Annotated in this window: 25 protein-coding genes; 16 read left to right on the plus strand and 9 right to left on the minus strand. The window is 66.6% G+C overall.

Going from position 1 to position 21,994, the window contains the following annotated elements; genetic code table 11:
* Nucleotides 1–29: 29 nt before the first annotated feature.
* The 5 genes from lptB to BM060_RS04615 are packed head-to-tail and all read right to left on the minus strand — an operon-like array spanning nucleotide 30 to nucleotide 3,355.
* A complete protein-coding gene (lptB, locus tag BM060_RS04595) occupies nucleotides 30–755 on the minus strand; it encodes an LPS export ABC transporter ATP-binding protein (RefSeq protein WP_074977698.1) in 726 nt (241 codons plus the stop codon).
* A complete protein-coding gene (lptA, locus tag BM060_RS04600; protein ID WP_009617806.1) occupies nucleotides 755–1,291 on the minus strand; it encodes a lipopolysaccharide transport periplasmic protein LptA in 537 nt (178 codons plus the stop codon). Before lptA ends, lptB begins: the two co-directional genes overlap by 1 nt.
* Nucleotides 1,278–1,847: an LPS export ABC transporter periplasmic protein LptC gene (gene lptC / locus BM060_RS04605; protein ID WP_074977701.1), complete on the minus strand. Its 570-nt coding sequence runs from the start codon at nucleotides 1,845–1,847 to the stop codon at nucleotides 1,278–1,280. The genes lptA and lptC overlap by 14 nt, the downstream gene beginning before the upstream one ends.
* Nucleotides 1,848–1,855: 8 nt before the next feature.
* Nucleotides 1,856–2,380 (minus strand): KdsC family phosphatase, encoded by a 525-nt coding sequence (locus BM060_RS04610; protein WP_058488599.1) that lies wholly within the window; start codon nucleotides 2,378–2,380, stop codon nucleotides 1,856–1,858.
* A complete protein-coding gene (locus BM060_RS04615; protein ID WP_074977704.1) occupies nucleotides 2,381–3,355 on the minus strand; it encodes a KpsF/GutQ family sugar-phosphate isomerase in 975 nt (324 codons plus the stop codon).
* Between the two features lie 243 nt (nucleotides 3,356–3,598).
* Here BM060_RS04615 and BM060_RS04620 point away from each other — a divergent pair, with 243 nt between their 5' ends.
* The 10 genes from BM060_RS04620 (at nucleotide 3,599) to hisC (ending at nucleotide 11,565) form a co-directional block, all read left to right on the plus strand.
* Complete coding sequence (locus BM060_RS04620) at nucleotides 3,599–4,408, plus strand: ATP-binding cassette domain-containing protein (RefSeq protein ID WP_074977706.1); 810 nt, start codon at nucleotides 3,599–3,601, stop codon at nucleotides 4,406–4,408.
* Nucleotides 4,408–5,205 (plus strand): lipid asymmetry maintenance ABC transporter permease subunit MlaE, encoded by a 798-nt coding sequence (gene mlaE / locus BM060_RS04625; protein WP_074977709.1) that lies wholly within the window; start codon nucleotides 4,408–4,410, stop codon nucleotides 5,203–5,205. The genes BM060_RS04620 and mlaE overlap by 1 nt, the downstream gene beginning before the upstream one ends.
* Nucleotides 5,205–5,681, plus strand: a complete 477-nt coding sequence (gene mlaD, locus BM060_RS04630; RefSeq protein ID WP_009617817.1) for an outer membrane lipid asymmetry maintenance protein MlaD — start codon at nucleotides 5,205–5,207, stop codon at nucleotides 5,679–5,681. The genes mlaE and mlaD overlap by 1 nt, the downstream gene beginning before the upstream one ends.
* A 20-nt stretch (nucleotides 5,682–5,701) precedes the next feature.
* A complete protein-coding gene (locus BM060_RS04635) occupies nucleotides 5,702–6,355 on the plus strand; it encodes an MlaC/ttg2D family ABC transporter substrate-binding protein (RefSeq protein WP_074977833.1) in 654 nt (217 codons plus the stop codon).
* Nucleotides 6,352–6,663, plus strand: a complete 312-nt coding sequence (locus BM060_RS04640; protein WP_009617822.1) for an STAS domain-containing protein — start codon at nucleotides 6,352–6,354, stop codon at nucleotides 6,661–6,663. Before BM060_RS04635 ends, BM060_RS04640 begins: the two co-directional genes overlap by 4 nt.
* A gap of 114 nt (nucleotides 6,664–6,777) precedes the next feature.
* The gene (locus BM060_RS04645; RefSeq protein ID WP_009617824.1) at nucleotides 6,778–7,017 is read left to right on the plus strand and encodes a BolA family protein; all 240 of its coding nucleotides are present in this window, start codon (nucleotides 6,778–6,780) and stop codon (nucleotides 7,015–7,017) included.
* A 21-nt stretch (nucleotides 7,018–7,038) separates the two neighbouring features.
* A complete protein-coding gene (gene murA / locus BM060_RS04650) occupies nucleotides 7,039–8,304 on the plus strand; it encodes a UDP-N-acetylglucosamine 1-carboxyvinyltransferase (protein ID WP_009617826.1) in 1,266 nt (421 codons plus the stop codon).
* A 12-nt stretch (nucleotides 8,305–8,316) separates the two neighbouring features.
* Nucleotides 8,317–8,952, plus strand: a complete 636-nt coding sequence (gene hisG / locus BM060_RS04655; RefSeq protein ID WP_009617828.1) for an ATP phosphoribosyltransferase — start codon at nucleotides 8,317–8,319, stop codon at nucleotides 8,950–8,952.
* A gap of 125 nt (nucleotides 8,953–9,077) precedes the next feature.
* Nucleotides 9,078–10,388 (plus strand): histidinol dehydrogenase, encoded by a 1,311-nt coding sequence (gene hisD / locus BM060_RS04660; protein ID WP_074977712.1) that lies wholly within the window; start codon nucleotides 9,078–9,080, stop codon nucleotides 10,386–10,388.
* A 118-nt stretch (nucleotides 10,389–10,506) separates the two neighbouring features.
* Nucleotides 10,507–11,565, plus strand: a complete 1,059-nt coding sequence (gene hisC, locus BM060_RS04665) for a histidinol-phosphate transaminase (RefSeq protein WP_074977715.1) — start codon at nucleotides 10,507–10,509, stop codon at nucleotides 11,563–11,565.
* Nucleotides 11,566–11,613: 48 nt separating this feature from the next.
* On the opposite strand, the gene algW is transcribed toward hisC, so the two are convergent.
* Nucleotides 11,614–12,777, minus strand: a complete 1,164-nt coding sequence (gene algW, locus BM060_RS04670; RefSeq protein WP_074977718.1) for a Do family serine endopeptidase AlgW — start codon at nucleotides 12,775–12,777, stop codon at nucleotides 11,614–11,616.
* A gap of 115 nt (nucleotides 12,778–12,892) precedes the next feature.
* On the opposite strand from algW, the gene BM060_RS04675 reads away from it, so the two are divergent.
* Nucleotides 12,893–13,651, plus strand: a complete 759-nt coding sequence (locus tag BM060_RS04675; protein WP_043272354.1) for a Nif3-like dinuclear metal center hexameric protein — start codon at nucleotides 12,893–12,895, stop codon at nucleotides 13,649–13,651.
* Between the two features lie 13 nt (nucleotides 13,652–13,664).
* On the opposite strand, the gene mltB is transcribed toward BM060_RS04675, so the two are convergent.
* Entirely contained in the window at nucleotides 13,665–14,771 is a 1,107-nt protein-coding gene (mltB, locus tag BM060_RS04680) for a lytic murein transglycosylase B (protein WP_074977722.1), read from the minus strand.
* A gap of 380 nt (nucleotides 14,772–15,151) precedes the next feature.
* On the opposite strand from mltB, the gene cysD reads away from it, so the two are divergent.
* The 3 genes from cysD to cysN all read left to right on the plus strand — a co-directional run bounded on the left by cysD (nucleotide 15,152) and on the right by cysN (nucleotide 18,425).
* A complete protein-coding gene (gene cysD, locus BM060_RS04685; RefSeq protein ID WP_043272357.1) occupies nucleotides 15,152–16,069 on the plus strand; it encodes a sulfate adenylyltransferase subunit CysD in 918 nt (305 codons plus the stop codon).
* 39 nt (nucleotides 16,070–16,108) lie between these two features.
* Nucleotides 16,109–16,453 carry a four helix bundle protein gene (locus BM060_RS04690; protein ID WP_009617855.1) on the plus strand — a complete coding sequence of 115 codons (345 nt, stop codon included), beginning with the start codon at nucleotides 16,109–16,111 and terminating at the stop codon, nucleotides 16,451–16,453.
* Between the two features lie 70 nt (nucleotides 16,454–16,523).
* Nucleotides 16,524–18,425, plus strand: coding sequence for a sulfate adenylyltransferase subunit CysN (cysN, locus tag BM060_RS04695; RefSeq protein ID WP_074977724.1), 1,902 nt, complete (start codon nucleotides 16,524–16,526; stop codon nucleotides 18,423–18,425).
* 279 nt (nucleotides 18,426–18,704) lie between these two features.
* On the opposite strand, the gene BM060_RS04700 is transcribed toward cysN, so the two are convergent.
* Both BM060_RS04700 and BM060_RS04705 read right to left on the minus strand, forming a co-directional pair.
* Nucleotides 18,705–19,184 carry an REP-associated tyrosine transposase gene (locus BM060_RS04700; protein ID WP_074977727.1) on the minus strand — a complete coding sequence of 160 codons (480 nt, stop codon included), beginning with the start codon at nucleotides 19,182–19,184 and terminating at the stop codon, nucleotides 18,705–18,707.
* A gap of 139 nt (nucleotides 19,185–19,323) precedes the next feature.
* Nucleotides 19,324–19,767: a Z-ring associated ZapG family protein gene (locus BM060_RS04705; protein ID WP_074977731.1), complete on the minus strand. Its 444-nt coding sequence runs from the start codon at nucleotides 19,765–19,767 to the stop codon at nucleotides 19,324–19,326.
* Between the two features lie 138 nt (nucleotides 19,768–19,905).
* Here BM060_RS04705 and BM060_RS04710 point away from each other — a divergent pair, with 138 nt between their 5' ends.
* Together BM060_RS04710 and BM060_RS04715 are read left to right on the plus strand one after the other, a co-directional pair.
* On the plus strand, nucleotides 19,906–20,550 hold the full coding sequence (locus BM060_RS04710; RefSeq protein WP_074977734.1) for an alpha/beta hydrolase: 645 nt from the start codon (nucleotides 19,906–19,908) through the stop codon (nucleotides 20,548–20,550).
* 43 nt (nucleotides 20,551–20,593) lie between these two features.
* A complete protein-coding gene (locus tag BM060_RS04715; protein WP_074977737.1) occupies nucleotides 20,594–21,940 on the plus strand; it encodes a tryptophan--tRNA ligase in 1,347 nt (448 codons plus the stop codon).
* The last annotated feature ends 54 nt before the right edge of the window (nucleotides 21,941–21,994 follow it).

Consider the following 21,994-nt stretch of genomic DNA (forward strand, 5'->3'; position numbering starts at 1 on the left):
GCCCCGGCGCGCGGCCGGGGCGAGGGGGCTCAGAGGCGGAACTCGTGGCCCAGGTAGACTTCCTTGACCAGTTCGTTGGCCAGGATGGCCGTGGAGTCGCCCTCGGCGATCAGCTGGCCGTCGTTGACGATGTAGGCCGTCTCGCAGATGTCGAGGGTCTCGCGCACGTTGTGGTCGGTGATGAGCACGCCGATGCCCTTGGCCTTGAGGTGGTGGATGATCTGCTTGATGTCGCCCACCGAGATCGGGTCCACGCCGGCGAAGGGTTCGTCGAGGAGGATGAACTTCGGCGAGCTGGCCAGTGCGCGGGCGATCTCCACGCGGCGGCGCTCGCCGCCGGACAGGCTCATGCCGAGGTTGTCGCGGATGTGGTGGATGTGGAACTCCTCCAGCAGGCCTTCCAGGGCCTCCTTGCGGCCGTTGCGATCGAGGTCGGCGCGGGTCTCGAGGATGGCGCCGATGTTGTCCGCCACCGACAGCTTGCGGAAGATCGAGGCTTCCTGCGGCAGGTAGCCGATGCCGGCGCGGGCGCGGCCGTGCATGGGCAGGTTGGTGACGTCCTGCTCGTCGATGCGGACCACACCCTGGTCGGCGCGGACCAGGCCGACGATCATGTAGAAGCAGGTGGTCTTGCCGGCGCCGTTGGGGCCGAGCAGGCCGACGATCTGCCCGCTGTCGATGCTCATGCTGACGTCGCGGACGACCTGGCGACCCTTGTAGCTCTTGGCGAGGTGCTGTGCGGTGAGCGTGGCCATTACTGGGCTTGATCCTGCTTCTTCTTGGGCTGGATGACCATGTCGATGCGCGGGCGCGGGGTGGTCACCTGGGTGCCGGTGGCGCGGCCGGCGTTGACGATCTGCCGTTCGGTGTCGTAGACGACCTTCTCGCCTTCGAAGGTGTTGCCTTCCTGGATCACCTTGGCCTGGTCGATCAGGATCACCCGGTTCTGGGTGACGAAGTACTGGATGGTCAGGCCGTAGGCCTTGGTGATTTCCTTGTCCGGCGCCGGCTTCTGCTCGAAGTAGGCGGGCTTGCCGACCGAGGTGACCACCTCGATCTCGCCGTCCTTGTTCTGCTTGAGGGTGACGGTGTTGCCGGTCAGCTTCATGCTGCCCTGGGTCACCACCACGTCGCCGCGGTACACGGCGACGCCCTGCTTGTCGTCCAGTTCGGCGCTGTCGGCCTGCACGCGGATCGGCTGCTCGCGATCCGTCGGCAGCGCCCAGCCAGCGCTGCTGCCCAGGGCGGCGACGAGGCCGAGGAAAAGGGGGAAGGTTTTAACGAACCTCATGCTGACCTCTTACGTTGGACAGCAGGGTCATCCGGCTGTCTTTCAGATACGCTTTCATGCCTACCGCCGTGGTCACCCCTTGGGGCTCGGTGATCTTAACGGGTTGACTGGTCTCGGCATAATCCTTGTCCGGGAACACCGTCATGCGCGTGGTGGTGAGTAGCAGGGTGCGGTTCTGCGCGTCGGTGCGCTGGACCCGGACGTTGTCGATCAGTTCGACCTGCTTGCCTTCCGGGCCCACCTCGGCGCGCACGCTCTGCACGTGCCACGGCTGCGGCTCGCCCTCGCGGAAGAAGAACAGGTCCGGCGTGGTAACGTTGGTGACGTCGGTGGCTTTCATGTGCTCCAGGCGATCGGCGGTCATCTCGTAGGCCAGGCTGCCGTCCTCGCGGTACTGCAGGCTGTGGGCATTGGCCGCGTAGAAGTCGATGGCGTCGTTGCTCGGCGCGACCTGGCGCTCGTTGAAGTCCAGGCGCACGTTCCAGTAGTAGCCCAGTGCGACCAGCAGGATCGCGATCAGGGCGAGGAGGAGCTTCTGGCGAAGGGTCTTCGGCATGTCTGGCTCTACAGGTAGGCGCTTTGCGCCGCCTCGAGGTTGCCCTGGGCGCGCAGGATGAGTTCGCAGAATTCACGGGCCGCGCCTTCGCCGCCGCGCGCCTGGGTCACGCCGTGGGCGTGCTGGCGAACGAAGGCGTCGGCGCTGGCCACCGCCATGCCCAGGCCGACCCGGCGGATGACCGGAAGGTCGGGCAGGTCGTCGCCCAGGTAGGCGACCTGTTCATAGCCTAGCCCGAGTTCGGCGAGCAGTTGGTCGAGGACCACCAGCTTGTCCTCGCGGCCCTGGAACAGGTGCTCGATGCCCAGGTTCTGCGCGCGGCGCTCGACCACGGCGCTCTTGCGGCCGCTGATGATGGCGGTGCGCACGCCCGAGGCGATGAGCATCTTGATGCCGTGGCCGTCGAGGGTGTTGAAGGTCTTGAACTCGCCGCCGTCGGGCAGGAAGTAGAGCTTGCCGTCGGTCAGCACGCCATCCACGTCGAACACCGCCAGGCGCACGCCACTGGCGCGTTGCAGCAGGTCTGCGGTCATTCAGATGACTCCGGCGCGGGTCAGGTCGTGGACGTGCAGCACGCCGACCGGGTGGTCGTCGCCGTCGACCACCACCAGGACGTTGATCTTGTGGTCGTCCATGATCTTCAGGGCTTCGGCGGCGAGCATGTCCGGGCGCACGGTCTTGCCGTGCACGGTCATCACCTGGTCGATGGTGGCCGTGCGCACGTCCACGCCCTTGTCCAGGGTGCGGCGCAGGTCGCCGTCGGTGAACACGCCGGCCAGGCGGCCGTCTTCGCCGAGGACGATGGTCATGCCAAGGCCCTTGCGCGTCATTTCCAGCAGGGCGCCGCTGAGCGAAGTGCCGGGGGAGACCTGCGGCAGTTCTTCACCCACGTGCATGATGTTTTCCACTTTCAGCAACAATCTCCGGCCCAGGGCGCCGCCCGGATGGGAGAAGGCGAAGTCCTCGGCGGTGAAGCCGCGGGCTTCCAGCAGGGCCACGGCGAGGGCGTCGCCGAGCACGAGGGAGACGGTGGTGGAGGAGGTCGGCGCCAGGTTCAGCGAGCAGGCTTCGTGTTCGACGCCGGCGTCCAGGTTCACCGCGGCGGCCTTGGCCAGCGGCGACTCGGGGTTGCCGGTCATGCTCACCAGGGTGATGCCCAGGCGCGCGATCAGCGGCAGCAGGGTGATGATCTCGGCGGTGGAGCCGGAGTTGGACAGCGCCAGGACCACGTCGTCCCTGGTGATCATGCCCATGTCGCCGTGGCTGGCCTCGGCCGGGTGCACGAAGAACGCCGGGGTGCCGGTGCTGGCCAGGGTGGCGGCGATCTTGCGGGCGATGTGCCCGGACTTGCCCATGCCGACCACCACCACGCGGCCGCTGCAGCCGAGCAGCAGTTCGCAGGCCCTGGAGAAATCGGCCCCGATGCGTGGCAGCAGGGCATCCACCGCATCGCGCTCGAGGCCGATGGTGCGTTGTGCCGACTGGATGAAATCGTGATTCTGGCTCATGTTCCGATCGCGTGGGGCGAAGTGAAGGGCGAGATTATAACGGTAAAGCGGTCCGGGCTTCACCCTGCCGATACCGGATCTTGCACAGGGAAAGCTGAATCCGAGCTGAATCGCCGGCGGCGGGCCTTGGGCCGCCGCGCGCGCCAATGCTATAGTTCGCCGCCGTTCGGCCTGTCTTGCGTTACCGTGTTCCGACGGTTCGACGGGGCATTGCAGGGACAGGGCCGTCATGCAAGGAGTTCTATGAGCACCGATGAAAAATACGCTGTCGAGCTGAAGGGGGTCACCTTCAAGCGCGGTACCCGCGCCATCTTCGACAACGTGGATATCCGTATTCCGCGCGGCAAGGTCACCGGCATCATGGGGCCGTCGGGTTGCGGCAAGACCACCTTGCTGCGCCTGATCGCCGCACAGCTGCGCCCGGTCAAGGGCGACGTCATGGTCAACGGGCAGAACCTGCCGAAGCTGGCCCGCGCCGACCTGTTCGACATGCGCAAGCAGTTCGGCGTGCTGTTCCAGAGCGGCGCGCTGTTCACCGACCTGGACGTGTTCGAGAACGTCGCCTTCCCGCTGCGGGTGCACACCGACCTGCCCGAGGAGATGATCCGCGACATCGTCCTGATGAAGCTGCAGGCCGTGGGCCTGCGCGGGGCGCTGGAGCTGATGCCGGACGAGCTGTCCGGCGGCATGAAGCGCCGCGTGGCGCTGGCCCGGGCGATCGCCCTGGACCCGCAGATCCTCATGTACGACGAACCCTTCGTCGGCCAGGACCCGATCGCCATGGGCGTGCTGGTGCGGCTTATCCGCCTGCTCAACGATGCCCTGGGCATCACCAGCATCGTGGTCTCCCACGACCTGGCGGAAACCGCCAGCATCGCCGACTACATCTATATCGTCGGCGACGGCAAGGTGCTGGGGCAGGGCACGCCGGCGGAGCTCAAGGAGCTCGACGATCCGCGCGTGCGCCAGTTCATGAAGGGGATTCCGGATGGTCCGGTGCCCTTCCACTATCCCGCGCGCGACTATCGCGCCGACCTGCTGGGGGAACGCTGATGCGCAAGACTTCACTGCTCGAGCGGATTCGCCTGCTCGGGCGGTCGGGCCTCGACGTGCTCGAGGCGCTCGGCCGTTCCACGCTGTTCCTCGGCCACGCCATGCTCGGCCGCCGGGTGCCCGGCGGCATGGGCCAGTTGCTGATCAAGCAGCTGTACTCGGTGGGCGTGCTGTCGCTGGCGATCGTCGTGGTTTCGGGCATCTTCATCGGCATGGTGCTGGCCCTGCAGGGCTACAACATCCTCAAGGACTATGGTTCGGAGCAGGCGGTGGGGCAGATGGTGGCCCTGACCCTGCTGCGCGAACTGGGTCCGGTGGTGACCGGCCTGCTGTTCGCCGGCCGCGCCGGCTCGGCGCTGACCGCCGAGATCGGCAACATGAAGTCCACCGAACAGCTCTCCAGCCTGGAGATGATCGGCGTCGACCCGCTGCGCTACGTGATCGCGCCGCGCCTGTGGGCCGGCTTCATCTCGATGCCGCTCCTGGCGGCGATCTTCAGCGTGGTCGGCATCTGGGGCGGCGCCGCCGTCGCCGTCGACTGGCTGGGCGTATACGAGGGTTCCTTCTGGTCGAACATGCAGAACAGCGTGCAATTCGGCGAGGATGTGCTCAATGGCGTGATCAAGAGCGTGGTGTTCGCCTTCGTGGTGACCTGGATCGCCGTGTTCCAGGGCTATGACTGCGAGCCGACCTCCGAAGGGATCAGCCGCGCAACGACTCGAACCGTGGTCTATGCCTCCCTGGCGGTACTGGGGCTGGACTTCATACTGACCGCTTTGATGTTTGGAGACTTCTGATGCAAACCCGCACCCTGGAAATCGGTGTAGGCCTGTTTCTTCTCGGCGGCCTGCTGGCCCTGCTGCTGCTGGCGCTGCGTGTCAGCGGCCTGACCATCGGGCATTCCAATGACACCTACCAGCTGTATGCCTACTTCGACAACGTCGCCGGCGTGACCGTGCGCGGCAAGGTGACCATGGCCGGCGTGACCATCGGCAAGGTGGTCGCCGTGGACCTGGATCACGACAGCTACCGTGGCCGGGTGACCATGGAGATCAACAAGAGCGTCAACAACCTGCCGGACGACTCCACCGCGTCTATCCTCACCGCAGGCCTGCTGGGCGAGAAATACATCGGCATCAGCGTCGGCGGCGACGACAAGATGCTCACGGACGGCGGCGTCATCCACGACACCCAGTCCGCGCTGGTGCTGGAGGACCTGATCGGCAAGTTCCTGTTGAACTCGGTCAACAAAGAAGAGCCCAAGAAGCAATGACGATGATGAGGATGAACGCCATGCTGACTCTCCTGCGCCGCGGCCTGCTGGTCCTGCTCGCAGCACTGCCGCTGATCGCCAACGCCGCGCCCAATGCGCAGCAGGTGGTGCAGCAGACCGTCGACAACCTGCTGTCCGACCTCAAGGCCAATAAGCCGGCCTACCGCGCCGATCCCAAGCAGCTCTACGCCGCCCTGGACCGCATCCTCGGCCCGGTGGTGGACTCCGAGGGCATCGCCAAGGGCGTGATGACCGTCAAGTATTCGCGCCAGGCCTCCCCGGAGCAGATCAAGCGCTTCGAGACGGTGTTCAAGAACAGCCTGATGCAGTTCTACGGCAACGCCCTGCTCGAGTACGACAACCAGGACATCCGCGTGCTGCCGTCCACCGGCAAGCAGGACCCGGAGCGCTCCAGCGTGAACATGGAGATCCGTGACAGCAAGGGCACCGTCTATCCGGTGCAGTACACCATGGTCAACCAGTCGGGGACCTGGCGCCTGCGCAACGTGATCATCAACGGCATCAACATCGGCAAGCTGTTCCGCGACCAGTTCGCCGACTCCATGCAGAAGAACGGCAACGACCTGGAGAAGACCATCGCCAGTTGGGACCAGGTGGTCGCCCATGCCAAGGATGCCGCCAAGGGCAACCCGGACGAGGGTGGCGCGCAATGACCAGCGCCGCCAGCATCAGCGAGGGCGCGGCCGGCGAGCTGCGCCTGGCCGGGGTGCTCGACTACCGCAGCGGCACGCAGCTGCGCGAGCAGGGCAAGGCCCTGATCGCCGCGAGCGGCGCCCAGCAGTTGGTGGTGGATTGTTCGGCGGTGGAGAAGTCCAGCAGCGTCGGCCTGTCGCTGTTGCTGGCCTTCCTGCGCGATGCGCAGCAGGCGGGCAAGAGCCTGCAGGTCCGCGGCCTGCCCAAGGACATGCAGGACATCGCCAAGGTCAGCGACCTCGACGGCATCCTGCCGCTGCAAGGCTGACCAGGGCGGCCAAAAGCCCCTCCGTCCGCGACTTCCCCTGGCGGGGTTCGCAGGCGGGGGGCTTTTTTGTATCATTGCCGGCCCGCGCGCGTTGAGCGCCGATCGAGGTCGAGCATGCAGGCGATTGAAGTCAAGAACATCCTGGAAGCCAAGCTCCCGGGTACCCAGGTCGAAGTGGAAGGCGAAGGCTGCAACTTCCAGCTGAACCTGATCAGTGACGAACTGGCCGGTCTGAGCCCGGTGAAACGTCAGCAGCAGATCTACGCGCACCTTAACGAATGGATCGCCAGTGGCGCCATCCATGCCGTGACCATGAAATTCTTCAGCCGCGCCGCCTGGGCCGAGCGTTCCTGAGCCGCCGGGGATATACCTGCTATGGACAAACTGATCATTACCGGCGGTTCCCGTCTCGACGGCGAAATCCGCATCTCCGGCGCCAAGAACTCCGCGCTGCCGATCCTTGCCGCCACCCTGCTGGCGGATACTCCGGTCACCGTGTGCAACCTGCCGCACCTGCACGACATCACCACCATGATCGAGCTGTTCGGTCGCATGGGCGTGCAGCCGGTGATCAACGAGAAGCTCAACGTCGAAGTCGACGCCAACAGCATCAGGACCCTGGTCGCGCCTTATGAATTGGTGAAAACCATGCGCGCCTCGATCCTGGTGCTCGGCCCCATGGTCGCGCGCTTCGGCGAGGCCGAGGTGGCCCTGCCCGGCGGCTGCGCCATCGGTTCGCGTCCGGTCGACCTGCACATCCGCGGCCTCGAGGCCATGGGCGCGCAGATCACCGTCGAAGGCGGCTACATCAAGGCCAAGGCTCCGGCCGGCGGCCTGCGTGGCGCGCACTTCTTCTTCGACACCGTGTCCGTGACCGGCACCGAGAACATCATGATGGCCGCGGCCCTGGCCAACGGCCGCACCGTGCTGGAAAACGCCGCCCGCGAGCCGGAAGTGGTCGACCTGGCCAACTGCCTGATCGCCATGGGCGCGCAGATCCAGGGCGCCGGCACCGACACCATCGTCATCGATGGCGTGAAGCGCCTGGGCGGCGCCAAGTACAACGTGCTGCCCGACCGCATCGAGACCGGCACCTACCTGGTCGCCGCCGCCGCCACCGGTGGTCGCGTCAAGCTCAAGGACACCGACCCGACCATCCTCGAGGCGGTGCTGCTGAAGCTGGAAGAGGCCGGTGCGCACATCAACACCGGCAACGACTGGATCGAGCTGGACATGAAGGGCAACCGGCCGAAGGCGGTGAACATCCGCACCGCGCCGTATCCGGCTTTCCCCACCGACATGCAGGCCCAGTTCATTTCGCTGAACGCCGTGGCCGAAGGCACCGGCGCGGTGATCGAGACCGTGTTCGAGAACCGCTTCATGCACGTCTACGAAATGAACCGCATGGGCGCGCAGATTCTCGTCGAGGGCAACACCGCCATCGTCACCGGCGTGCCGCAGCTCAAGGGCGCCCCGGTCATGGCCACCGACCTGCGCGCTTCCGCCAGCCTGGTGATCGCTGGCCTTGTGGCCGAGGGCGACACCCTGATCGACCGCATCTACCACATCGACCGTGGCTACGAGTGCATCGAAGAGAAGCTGCAACTGCTCGGCGCCAAGATCCGCCGCGTACCGGGCTAGGGCTGACCAGACATGCTGACCATCGCCCTGTCCAAGGGCCGGATCCTCGATGACACCCTGCCGCTGCTCGCAGCGGCAGGCATTGTGCCGACCGAGAACCCGGACAAGAGCCGCAAGCTGATCATCCCCACCAGCCTCGACGACGTGCGCCTGCTGATCGTCCGCGCCACCGACGTGCCGACCTACGTCGAGCACGGCGCCGCCGACCTCGGCGTGGCCGGCAAGGACGTGCTGCTCGAATACGGCGGCCAGGGGCTGTACGAGCCGCTGGACCTGAAGATCGCCAACTGCAAGCTGATGACCGCCGGCGCGGTCGGCGCGGCCGAGCCCAAGGGGCGCCTGCGGGTGGCCACCAAGTTCGTCAACGTGGCCAAGCGCTACTACGCCGAGCAGGGCCGCCAGGTCGAGGTGATCAAGCTGTACGGCTCCATGGAGCTGGCGCCGCTGGTCGGCCTGGCCGACAAGATCATCGACGTGGTCGACACCGGCAACACCCTGCGCGCCAACGGCTTGGAACCCCAGGAGCTGATCGCCCACATCAGCTCGCGGCTGATCGTCAACAAGGCCTCGATGAAGATGCAGCACGCGCGCATCCAGGCCCTGATCGACACTCTGCGTGAAGCGGTGGAGTCTCGACACCGGGCGTAATTCCCTGCGCGGCCTTCCCGCCGCGCCCGCCTATCCGTGTCATAGCCAAATTTTCTCGGGTGCCCGCACGGTGGGCTTGCTAGTCTAGCGGCGCCCGAGATCACGCCAATTTTAAGAGGCCAGCTATGACCGCACCCTTCGCCATCCGTCGACTCAACGCCGCCGATCCGGACTTCGCGCGTCATCTGGACCATCTGCTGTCCTGGGAAAGCGTGTCCGACGACGCCGTGAACCAGCGCGTGCTGGACATCATCGCTGACGTGCGCAGCCGTGGCGACGCCGCCCTGGTCGAGCTCACCCAGCGCTTCGACGGCCTCGCGGTCGCCAGCATGGCCGACCTGATCCTGCCGCGCGAGCGCCTGGAACTGGCCCTGACGCGCATCACCCCGGCCCAGCGCGAGGCGCTGGAAACCGCCGCCGAGCGCGTGCGCAGCTACCACGAGAAGCAGAAGCAGGACTCCTGGCGCTACACCGAGGCCGACGGCACCGTGCTCGGCCAGCAGGTCACCCCGCTGGACCGCGCCGGCCTGTACGTGCCCGGCGGCAAGGCTTCCTATCCCTCGTCGGTGCTGATGAATGCGATTCCCGCCAAGGTCGCCGGCGTCGCCGAAGTGGTCATGGTGGTGCCGACCCCGCGTGGCGAAATCAACGAGATCGTCCTCGCCGCCGCCTGCATCGCCGGCGTCGACCGCGTCTTCACCATCGGCGGCGCCCAGGCGGTGGCCGCGCTGGCCTACGGCACCGAGAGCGTGCCCCAGGTAGACAAGATCGTCGGCCCGGGCAACATCTACGTGGCCACCGCCAAGCGCCACGTGTTCGGCCAGGTGGGCATCGACATGATCGCCGGCCCCTCGGAGATCCTCGTGGTCTGCGACGGCGGCACCGACCCGGACTGGATCGCCATGGACCTGTTCTCCCAGGCCGAGCACGACGAGGACGCCCAGTCGATCCTGGTCAGCCCGGACGCCGCCTTCCTCGACAAGGTCGCCGCCAGCATCGAGAAGCTGCTGCCGACCATGGAGCGCGCCGAGATCATCCGCACCTCGCTGGGCAACCGCGGCGCGCTGATCCAGGTCGCCGACCAGGCCCAGGCCTGCCAGGTGGCCAACCGTATCGCCCCGGAGCACCTGGAGCTGTCGGTGGCCGACCCGCAAAGCTGGCTGCCGAACATCCGCCACGCCGGCGCCATCTTCATGGGCCGCTACACCGCCGAGGCCCTGGGCGACTACTGCGCAGGCCCGAACCACGTGCTGCCGACCTCCGGCACCGCGCGTTTCTCCTCGCCGCTGGGCGTGTACGACTTCCAGAAGCGCTCGTCGATCATCTTCTGCTCGGCCGACGGCGCCTCGGTGCTCGGCAAGACCGCCTCGGTCCTGGCCCGCGGCGAGTCGCTGACCGCCCACGCGCGCAGCGCCGAATACCGGATCAAGGGCTGAAAAGCCGATAAAAACCGATAAAAGCCGCTGGAGGCTTGAGGCTGGACGAAGTGGGTTTCGCCTTTTCGTTCAGCCTTCAGCCTTCGGCCTTCAGCGATTCTTTAAAGGAGAGAGGGCGATGAGCAAGTTCTGGAGCCCCTTCGTCAAGGACCTGGTGCCCTACGTGCCGGGTGAGCAACCCAAGCTGGCCAAGCTGGTCAAGCTCAACACCAACGAGAACCCCTACGGCCCGTCGCCCAAGGCGCTGGCCGCCATGCAGGGCGAGCTGGGCGATGCCCTGCGGCTGTACCCGGACCCCAACGCCGAGCGCCTGAAGCAGACCATCGCCGACTACTATGGCGTGCGCCCGGGCCAGGTGTTCGTCGGCAACGGCTCCGACGAAGTGCTGGCCCATGCCTTCCACGCGCTGTTCCAGCACGACGGCCGGCCGCTGCTGTTCCCCGACGTGACCTACAGCTTCTACCCGGTGTACTGCGGCCTCTATGGCATTCCCTTCGAGGCGCTACCGCTGGACGAGCAGTTCCAGATCCGCGTCGAGGACTACGCCCGCCCCAACGCCGGGATCATCTTCCCCAACCCCAATGCGCCGACCGGCTGCCTGCTGCCGCTGGAAGCCATCGAGCGCCTGCTGCTGGCCAACCCGGACAGCGTGGTGCTGGTGGACGAGGCCTACGTCGACTTCGGCGGCGAGACGGCCATCGGCCTGGTGGAGCGCTACCCGAACCTGCTGGTGGCGCAGACGCTGTCCAAGTCGCGCTCCCTGGCCGGGCTGCGCGTCGGCCTGGCGGTCGGCCACGAGGACCTGATCGAGGCCCTGGAACGGGTCAAGAACAGCTTCAACTCCTACCCGCTGGACCGCGTGGCCCAGGCCGGCGCCATCGCCGCCTTCGAGGACCGCGAGTACTTCCAGCGCACCTGCCAGGCGGTGATCGACAGCCGCGAGAAGCTGGTGGGCGAGCTGAGCGGCATGGGCTTCGAGGTGCTGCCGTCGGCGGCCAACTTCATCTTCGCCCGCCACCCGCGCCACGACGCCGCCGAGCTGGCCGCCGGCCTGCGCGAGCAGGGGGTGATCGTCCGCCACTTCAAGCAGGCGCGCATTGCCCAGTTCCTGCGCATCAGCATCGGCACCGAGGAGCAGAACCAGGCGCTGCTGGACGCTCTGCGCACGCGGCTCTGAGCCACGCCCGGCTGAAAAAGAAACGGCGCCCTCGGGCGCCGTTCTTCGTTACTGCTGCTGCGGTTGCTGCACCGGCGGAGTGGGCGGCGGGCGCAGGCCCACTTCCGCCTCCAGGGTGACGTGCTTGCCGTTGCGCAGCACCTGGATGTTGATCTTCTCGCCCGGCTTGGTGCGCGCCACCTGGTTCATCGCGGTGCGGCCGTCGGCGGCCTTCTTGCCGTCGATGTCGAGGATGATGTCGCCCGGCTGCATGCCGGACTGGGCGGCCGGGCCGTCGCGGTAGACACCGGCGACCACCACCCCGCCCTGGTCCTGCAGGCCGAAGGACTCGGCCAGCTCCGGCGTCAGCGGCTGCACCTCGACGCCCAGCCAGCCGCGGATCACCGAGCCGTGCTCGACGATCGACTTCATCACCTCCAGCGCCAGCTTGATCGGGATGGCGAAGCCGATGCCCTGGGAGCCGCCGGACTTGGAGAAGATGGCGGTGTTGATGCCCACCAGGTTGCCGCTGGCGTCGACCAGGGCGCCGCCGGAGTTGCCCGGGTTGATCGCCGCGTCGGTCTGGATGAAGTCTTCGTAGGTGTTCAGCCCCAGCTGGTTGCGGCCGGTGGCGCTGATGATGCCCATGGTCACCGTCTGGCCCACGCCGAAGGGGTTGCCGATGGCCAGGCAGACGTCGCCGGTGCGGATGCCGTCGGAGCGCCCGAGGGTCATCACCGGCAGGTCCTTGAGGTCGATCTTGAGCACCGCGAGATCGGTTTCCGGGTCGCTGCCGACCAGGCGCGCCGTGGTTTCGCGGCCGTCGCGCAGGGCCACGACTATCTGGTCGGCGCCGGCGGTGACGTGGTTATTGGTCAGCAGGTAGCCCTCGGGGCTCATGATCACCGCCGAGCCCAGGCTCGACTCCATGCGCTTCTGCTGCGGCAGGTTGTCGCCGAAGAAGCGGCGGAACAGTGGGTCGTCGAGCATCGAGTTGCCCGGCCGGCTGACCATCTTGGTGGTGTACAGGTTGGCCACCGCCGGCGCGGCGCGGGTCACGGCGTCGGCATAGGTTCCGGGGCCCTGCTGCAGGCGGCTGAGCAGGGGCGCCTGCTGCAGGTGGACTTCCTGTTCGGGCAGGCCGACCCATTCGGGGTTACGCTGGATGATCAGCAGCGCCAGCAAGACGCCGACAAGCGCGGGCCAGCCGAGAAAACGCAGGGCCTTCAGCATCGGAGGACGATCCTTGGGGGTTGCTCGGCCTGGGGAAGGCCGCTAGGGTGGCCGCCATTATACGGGCGGCGTGGCAAGAAAATAGCCGTCTCCCCTAATGCCTGGAGGAAATTCGATGGCGATCGATCTGACCGAGCTGGTCGAAGAGGCCGACCGCTACCTGGACGCCGCGCGCATCCAGGACTACTGCCCTAATGGCCTGCAGGTGCAGGGCCGGCCGCAGGTGCGGCGCATCGTCAGCGGCGTGACCGCCAGCCAGGCGCTGCTGGACGCGGCGGTGGCCGCGCAGGCCGATGCGGTGCTGGTCCACCATGGCTACTTCTGGAAGGGCGAGAACCCTTGCGTGGTGGGCATGAAGCAGCGTCGCCTGAAGACCCTGCTGGCCCACGACATCAGCCTGATCGCCTACCACCTGCCGCTGGACCTGCACCCGCAGGTGGGCAACAACGTGCAGCTGGGCCAGCAGCTCGGCCTGGACATCGAGGGCCCGCTGGAGCCGGGCAACCCGCGTTCCATCGTGCTGCTGGGCGCGCCCGCGGCCCCCGTGGCGCCGGCTGATTTCGCCGCCCACGTGGCGCGCGTGCTGGGCCGCGAGCCGCTGCTGGTGGAAGGCGAGCGGCCGATCCGGCGCATCGCCTGGTGCACCGGCGGCGCCCAGGGCTACATCGACCAGGCCATCGCGGCGGGCGTGGACGCCTACCTCACCGGCGAGGTCTCCGAGCAGACGGTGCACAGCGCCCGTGAGAACGGCATCACCTTCATCGCCGCCGGCCACCACGCCACCGAGCGCTACGGCGTGCAGGCGCTGGGCCGCTACCTGGCCGAGCGCTTCGGCATCGAGCACCGTTTCATCGACTGCCCGAACCCCGCCTGAGCGCCGTGGGTGCTCAGGGCGTCGAGGCGTAGCGGCGCCGGGCCTGGTCCACGGCCGCGCCGAGCTGCCAGACCGCCATCGCGTAGTGGGTGCTGTGGTTGTAGCGGGTGATCACGTAGAAGTTCGGCAGGCCGTACCAGTACTGGTAGTTGCGGCCCATGTCCAGGCGCAGCAGGCTGGCGCTCCGGTGCTTGCCCAGCGGGGCCTGCGGGCGCAGCCCGGCGGCGCTCAGCGTCTGGAGCGGATACTGCGTCTTGAAGCCATCCTCGAGCCCGCGCGCCTGGCCGCTGGCCGGCACGGCGATGCTGTCGTGGGTGACCCAGCCGTGCTGCTGGAAATAGTTGGCGACGCTGCCGATGGCGTCCTGCGGGTCCCACAGGTCGACGTGGCCGTCGCCATCGAAGTCCACCGCGTAGCGGGCGAACGAGGTTGGCATGAACTGGCCGTAGCCCATGGCGCCGGCGTAGGAGCCGCGCAGGGCCAGCGGGTCGTCGCGCTCCTTGCGCGCCAGCAGGAGGAACTGCTCCAGCTCGCCGGCGAAGAAGTCGGCGCGCCGCGGGTAGTCGAAGGCCAGGGTGGCCAGGGCATCCATGATCCGCGTCTTGCCCATCACCCGGCCCCAGCGGGTTTCCACGCCGATGATGCCGACGATGATCTCCGGCGGCACGCCGTAGGTCTTCGAGGCGCGCTCGAGGGCGTCTTCGTACTGGTTCCAGAAGGCCACGCCGTTCTGGATGTTGTCCGGGGTGATGAACTTCTTGCGGTAACGCAGCCAGGCGCCGTTCGGGCCGCTCGGCGCCTGGTAGGTCGGCGCCTGGCGGTCCATCAGGCGGATCACCCAGTCCAGGCGCTGGGTGCGGCCCAGCACGTCCTGCAGCTGCTGGCGATCGAAGCCGTGCAGGCTGACCATCCGGTCGACGAAGCGCTGGGCGTTGGGGTTGTTGGCGAAGTCGCCGGTCAGCGGGCTGATCGGCTGCACCGGGTTCGCCGGGGTGTACAGGCGCGTCGTGCCGGTGGCGGCGCTTTTCTGCGGGGCGGCTGCCGGCGTCGGCGCGGTGGGCTTGCTGCTGCAGGCGGCGATGAGAAGGAACAGAGGCAGGAGCGGGGCGATGCGGCGCATGGGAAATCTGCTGGTGCGTGGAGAATGAGGAATAGGGTAGCGCAGATGGACGCGCTTACCGGGGACCTACTCTAGCGGAGGGCGGGATGCGCTTCCTCCTGAATCTGCTTCCGGCCGCCGGGAGGGGGCGATTTCGTGGGGCGGCGCGGCTGTTCGTCGGAGAGGCGGGCGTCTGTGGATATCTCGTTTCCGGCGGCGCGCCCGATCCGCCCGGCCAAGCCCGGGGCCCTAGTCTCCTGGGCGCTTGCGCGGCCTGACAAGTGGCTATATGGGTATATTCTTTCGGTATAAGTGGCCGCCCGGTTAGAGTCTGACGTTGTGGTAGAGTGCGCCCTCGTCTACGGCCCGAAGGCCGTCCATAAGCAATTCCGTGAGTAGCCATGGTCGACAAACTGACGCATCTGAAACAGCTGGAGGCGGAAAGCATCCACATCATCCGCGAGGTGGCCGCCGAGTTCGACAACCCGGTGATGCTGTACTCGATCGGCAAGGACAGCGCGGTGATGCTGCATCTCGCGCGCAAGGCCTTCTTCCCCGGCAAGCTGCCGTTCCCGGTGATGCACGTCGACACCCGCTGGAAATTCCAGGAGATGTACCGCTTCCGCGACAAGATGGTCGAGGAGATGGGCCTGGACCTGATCACCCACATCAATCCCGATGGCGTGGCCCAGGACATCAACCCCTTCACCCACGGCAGCGCCAAGCACACCGACATCATGAAGACCGAGGGCCTCAAGCAGGCGCTCGACAAGTACGGCTTCGACGCCGCCTTCGGTGGCGCCCGCCGCGACGAGGAGAAGTCCCGCGCCAAGGAGCGCGTCTACTCCTTCCGCGACAGCAAGCACCGCTGGGACCCGAAGAACCAGCGCCCGGAGCTGTGGAACGTCTACAACGGCAAGGTGAAGAAGGGCGAGTCGATCCGTGTGTTCCCGCTGTCCAACTGGACCGAGCTGGACATCTGGCAATACATCTATCTGGAACAGATCCCGATCGTCCCGCTGTACTTCGCCGCCGAGCGCGAAGTGATCGAGATGAACGGCGCGCTGATCATGATCGACGACGAGCGCATCCTCGAGCACCTCAGCGACGAGCAGAAGGCCAGCATCCAGAAGAAGATGGTGCGCTTCCGCACCCTGGGCTGCTACCCGCTGACCGGCGCGGTGGAATCCACCGCCACTACGCTGCCGGAAATCATCCAGGAAATGCTGCTGACGCGCACTTCCGAACGCCAGGGCCGGGTCATCGACCACGACCAGGCCGGTTCGATGGAAGAGAAGAAGCGACAAGGGTATTTTTAAAAGCCGAAAAAAGCGCTGGAAGGCTTGAGGCTGGACGAAATGGATTTCGAACGACTCGATGTATGGAAGCTCTCCGCAAGGCTTTCGGTTGATGTCTATCGGGCGCTGGCTGGCTGCCGAGACTTCGGTTTCAAGGATCAGATCACCCGATCGGCCCTGTCCGTTCCCAGCAACATTGCCGAAGGCATGACGCGGGATGGCGACAAGGAAAAGCGTTACTTTCTGAGCATGGCCAAGGGCTCGTGCTCGGAGTTGAGAACTCAGATTTATATAGGTGTTGAAGTCGGCTTCATATCGGCCGAGATCGGCCGGGACTGGATCGAGCGATGCAAGCGCATCGCGGCGATGCTTTCCGGCCTTCTAAAACGACTTCAACGTCCATGAATTATCGGCTTGCTAGGTGCGCTTGTTCGTTCAGCCTCCAGCCTCAAGCCTTCAGCGATAGAGAAAGACCATGTCCCACCAGTCTGACCTGATCAGCGAGGACATCCTCGCCTACCTGGCCCAGCACGAGCGCAAGGAACTGCTGCGCTTCCTCACCTGCGGCAACGTCGACGATGGCAAGAGCACCCTGATCGGGCGCCTGCTGCACGACTCCAAGATGATCTACGAAGACCATCTGGAAGCTATCACCAAGGACTCCAAGAAGGTCGGCACCACCGGTGACGAAGTCGACCTGGCGCTGCTGGTCGACGGCCTGCAGGCCGAGCGCGAGCAGGGCATCACCATCGACGTGGCGTACCGCTACTTCAGCACCGCCAGGCGCAAGTTCATCATCGCCGACACCCCCGGCCATGAGCAGTACACCCGCAACATGGCCACCGGCGCCTCCACCTGCGACCTGGCCATCATCCTGATCGACGCCCGCTACGGCGTGCAGACGCAGACCCGCCGGCACAGCTTCATTGCATCCTTGCTGGGCATCAAGCACATCGTCGTCGCCATCAACAAGATGGACCTGAAGGACTTCGACCAGGGCGTCTTCGAGCAGATCAAGGCCGACTACCTGCTGTTCGCCGAGAAGATCAACCTCAAGACCAGCTCGCTGCACTTCGTCCCCATGTCGGCGCTCAAGGGCGACAACGTGGTCAACAAGTCCGAGCGTTCGCCCTGGTACACCGGCCAGTCGCTGATGGAGATCCTCGAGACCGTCGAGATCGCCGGCGACCGCAACCTGGACGACATGCGCTTCCCGGTGCAGTACGTCAACCGCCCGAACCTGAACTTCCGCGGCTTCGCCGGCACCCTGGCCAGCGGCATCGTGCGCAAGGGCGACGAGGTCGTGGCGCTGCCGTCGGGCAAGGGCAGCAAGGTCAAGTCCATCGTCACCTTCGAGGGCGAGCTGGAACATGCCGGCCCCGGCCAGGCCATCACCCTGACCCTGGAAGACGAGATCGACGTCTCCCGCGGCGACATGCTGGTCCACGCGGACAACCGCCCGCAGGTCACCGACGGCTTCGACGCCATGCTCGTGTGGATGGCCGAGGAGCCCATGCTCCCGGGCAAGAAATACGACATCAAGCGCGCCACCAGCTATGTGCCGGGCTCGATCCCGAGCATCGCCCACAAGGTGGACGTGAACACCCTGGAAGAGACCGCCGCCAGCGAACTCAAGCTCAACGAGATCGCCCGCGTGAAGGTCAGCCTGGATGCGCCCATCGCCCTCGACGGCTATGCGCAGAACCGCACCACCGGCGCCTTCATCGTCATCGACCGGCTGACCAACGGCACCGTCGGCGCCGGCATGATCATCGCCGCGCCGCAGGCTGGCCAGAGCCATGCCAGCCACCACGGCCAGGGCGCCCATGTGAGCCGCGAGGAGCGCTCTGCGCGCTTCGGCCAGCAGCCGGCCACGGTGCTGTTCAGCGGGCTCTCCGGCGCCGGCAAGAGCACCCTGGCCTACGCCCTGGAGCGCAAGCTGTTCGACATGGGTCGCGCGGTCTACGTGCTGGACGGCCAGAACCTGCGCCACGACCTGAACAAGGGCCTGCCGCAGGACCGCGCCGGGCGCACCGAGAACTGGCTGCGCACCGCCCACGTCGCCAGGCAGTTCAACGAAGCGGGGCTGATCAGCCTGTGCGCCTTCGTCGCCCCCAGCGCCGAAGGTCGCGAGCAGGCCAAGGCGCTGATCGGCGACGAGCGCCTGATCACCGTCTACGTCCAGGCATCGCCGCAGGTCTGCCGCGAACGCGACCCGCAGGGCCTGTACGCGGCCGGCCAGGACAACATCCCCGGCGAGTCCTTCCCCTACGACGTGCCGCTGGATGCCGACCTGGTGATCGACACCCACCACCAGTCGGTGGAAGAGGGCGTGAAAGCGGTCCTCGACCTGCTGCGCCAGCGCGGCGCGATCTGATCGCGACAGCGTTGTGAAAAGCCCCGCCTAGGCGGGGCTTTTTCTTTGGTGCTCGACGGGGGCCGGAACGCCACGCCTCACGGTGAGCTGTAGGAGCGGACTCCGTCCGCGATTCGCGCGCAGGGCGCGCTCCTGCATGGGGTGCATGGTGGGGGCGGCGTAGGCCTTCATCCGTGATCCGCGCCGACATCTTCGATCATCGCGGACAAAGTCCGCTCCTACAGGTCAGAACGTCACGCCTCACGAGGAGTTGTAGGTGCGGACTCCGTCCGCGATTGTTCAAAGCCACACCGCATTCCAGAAAGGATAATCGCCAACCCGCCTGGTCAACCCCGCACGCACGGGATTGGCAATGATGTAACGGGCCGTGGGCAACAGGTCCTCCTCCCGTCGCAGCGCATGGTCATGAAAAGCGGCAGCCCAGACTGCTCCATGTGCCATCCGCCAGTCATTGAGCTGGCGGGCGCTTACGGCCTTCAAACGCCCCACGCTGGTTTCCAGCCGCTCGCCCTTTCCCAGTTCCAGCAGCCAATGAGCGTGGTCTGGCATCAACACCCAGGCCAGCAGGCGATTCGTTCCAAGTGCTAGAGGTTGCTCGAAGCAACTGGCAACGATGCAGGCGAAGCGGAAATTTGCGAACAGGGGTTTTCGCCCTGAGGTGGTGGCAGTGAGGAGATAGATTCCACTGGGAGCAGAGGCCCTGCCTTTGCGCAGGGCTTTGTGTCCGGATTGCCAGGATGCCCGCTGTGCTCTGTCCATGAATCAGCCTCCGAGTGGAGGGCTGACTATCGCGGACGGAGTCCGCTCCTACAGGGGATGCTCGTCGCCAGTGCCTGTAGGTCGCTTCTGAAATGAAAAAGCCCCGCCATGGCGGGGCTTTTCTGCGGGCGCTGCGGGCTCAGAGCTTGCGCTTGAGGCCGTAGGTCTCGTCCAGGGTGCCGGGGCCTTCGCCGGTCTTCGGCGCGTAGTCCTTCGGCGCTTCCTGGCTGGCCGGCGGGGTCAGGCGCTCGCGGCGTTCGGGGTAGCTGTCCTCGGCGTGCAGGGCGGCCAGCAGGCGCTGCTTGGTCTGCTCGTCCAGGGCCAGGCGCTCGGCGCTCTCGGACAGGTGTTCCTGGACGTCCTGGTAGCTCTGGGTGAGCTTCTTCACCAGGCTGGCAGTGGTGTTGAAGTGCGTCACCACCTCGCGCTGGTAACTGTCGAAGCGTTCCTGCAGGTCATCGACCTGGCGTTGCATGCGGTTGGGTGCGGCGCTGGGCAGCAGGCGCGCGATCAGGAAGCCGACAGCGGCCCCGACGAGCAGAGCGATGACCGGGACCAACCAGGTGGTGAGGGACTGTTCCACGCGAATCCTTCCTCTATAGACGGCTTTGCTTTACGTTAGCGGCTTGCACCTGCGCTGTATACCACGGGGCGAGGCCTCGGTGTCGGCGCGGTATCGAGCTAGACGAGACGACCCGCTTCGGGGTCACGGAGTTGTTGTTTGTCCACCCGCGAAATCCCCCTGTTCATCGATGGCCCGGACGGCCCCCTGGAAGCCCTGCACCTGGACACCCCCGACGCCATCGGCGTGGCGCTGATCTGCCATCCGCACCCGCTGTTCGCCGGCACCATGCAGAACAAGGTGGTCGCCACCCTGCAGCGCATCGCCCGTGACGCCGGCTACGCCACCCTGCGTTTCAACTTCCGTGGCGTCGGCCAGAGCGCCGGCAGCTACGCCGACGGCCGTGGCGAAATCGACGACGCCCTGGCCGTGGCCCGCTGGCTCGGCGAGCGACATCCCGGCCTGCCGTTGACGCCGATGGGCTTCTCCTTCGGCTCCTGCGTGGCTGGCAATGCCGCGGCGCGCCTGGAAGGGCAGGGCGTGGCCCTGCGCCACCTGTTCATGCTGGCGCCGCCGGTGGAGCGCTTCGCGGTCGAGCTGCCGCGGCAGTGTCCCATCACCGTGGTACAGCCCGAAGATGACGAAGTGGTGACCCCGGCCCGCGTCTACGCCTGGAGCGAGTCGCTGGCGCTGCCCCACGAACTGCTGCGCGTGCCCGGGTGCAGCCACTTCTTCCACGGCAAGCTGATCGAGCTCAAGGACCTGCTGCAGCCCCGGCTCGCGCCGGCCGGCGCCGCGGGTTAACATCCAGGCCGCTCATTTTTCCCGCGCTGATTTCTGGTATCCCATGACGACCCGCATCCTCACCGGCATCACCACCACCGGCACCCCGCACCTGGGCAACTACGCTGGCGCCATCCGCCCGGCGATCGTCGCCAGCCGCGACCCGCAGGCCGATTCGTTCTACTTCCTGGCCGACTACCACGCGCTGATCAAGTGCGACGACCCGCTGCGCATCCAGCGCTCGCGCCTGGAGATCGCCGCCACCTGGCTGGCCCTGGGCCTGGATACCGACAAGGCGACCTTCTACCGCCAGTCCGACATTCCCGAAATCCCCGAGCTGACCTGGCTGCTGACCTGCGTCAGCGCCAAGGGCCTGCTCAACCGCGCCCACGCCTACAAGGCCTCGGTGGACAAGAACGTAGAGGCCGGGGAAGACCCGGACGCCGGCGTCAGCATGGGCCTGTACAGCTACCCGATCCTGATGGCCGCGGACATCCTGATGTTCAATGCGCACAAGGTGCCGGTCGGCCGCGACCAGATCCAGCACGTGGAAATGGCCCGCGACATCGGCCAGCGCTTCAACCACCTGTTCGGCAACGGCAAGGAGCTGTTCACCCTGCCGGAAGTGGTGATCGAGGAAGAAGTGGCGACCCTGCCGGGCCTGGACGGGCGCAAGATGTCCAAGAGCTACGACAACACCATCCCGCTGTTCGGCAGCAGCAAGCAGCTCAAGGATGCCATCGCCCGCATCGTCACCGACTCCCGCGCCCCCGGCGAGCCGAAGGACCCGGACAACTCGCACCTGTTCACCCTCTACCAGGCCTTCGCCACGCCGGCGCAGCTGGCCGAATTCCGCGCCGCGCTGCTCGAAGGCCTGGCCTGGGGCGAGGCCAAGCAGCGACTCTACGAGCTGCTGGAAGCCGAACTGGGCGAGGCCCGCGAGCGCTACCACACGCTGATCACCCGCCCGGGCGACCTGGAGGACATCCTCCTGGCCGGCGCCGCCAAGGCCCGCCGCATCGCCACCCCGTTCCTCGGCGAGTTGCGCGAGGCCGTGGGCCTGCGCTCGTTCCGCGAGCAGGTGCAGGTGGCCGGCAAGGGCAAGAAGAAGGCCGCCAAGAGCGCGCGCATCGTCAGCTTCCGCGAGGATGACGGCAGCTTCCGCTTCCGCCTGCTGGACGCCGCCGGCGAGCAGCTGCTGCTGTCCAACGCCTTCGCCGACGGCAAGTCCGCCGGTGCGGTGAGCAAGCGCCTGCAGGGCGGCGAGGCGCTGGATCTGCGCGCCGAAGGCAATGCCTTCGCCCTGTGGCTGGATGGCGCGGCCGTGGCGCAAAGCCCCGAGTTCGCCGACGCCGCCAGCCGTGACGCCGCCATCGAGCGCGTGCGCGAGGCCCTGGCGGCGCAGGAGTAAGCCCGCACACAGCCATCCTCGACGGATGGCCGATTGCCAAGAAGCGGGGCCGTC

Source organism: Pseudomonas citronellolis, assembly GCF_900112375.1.
GTDB lineage: Bacteria > Pseudomonadota > Gammaproteobacteria > Pseudomonadales > Pseudomonadaceae > Pseudomonas > Pseudomonas citronellolis.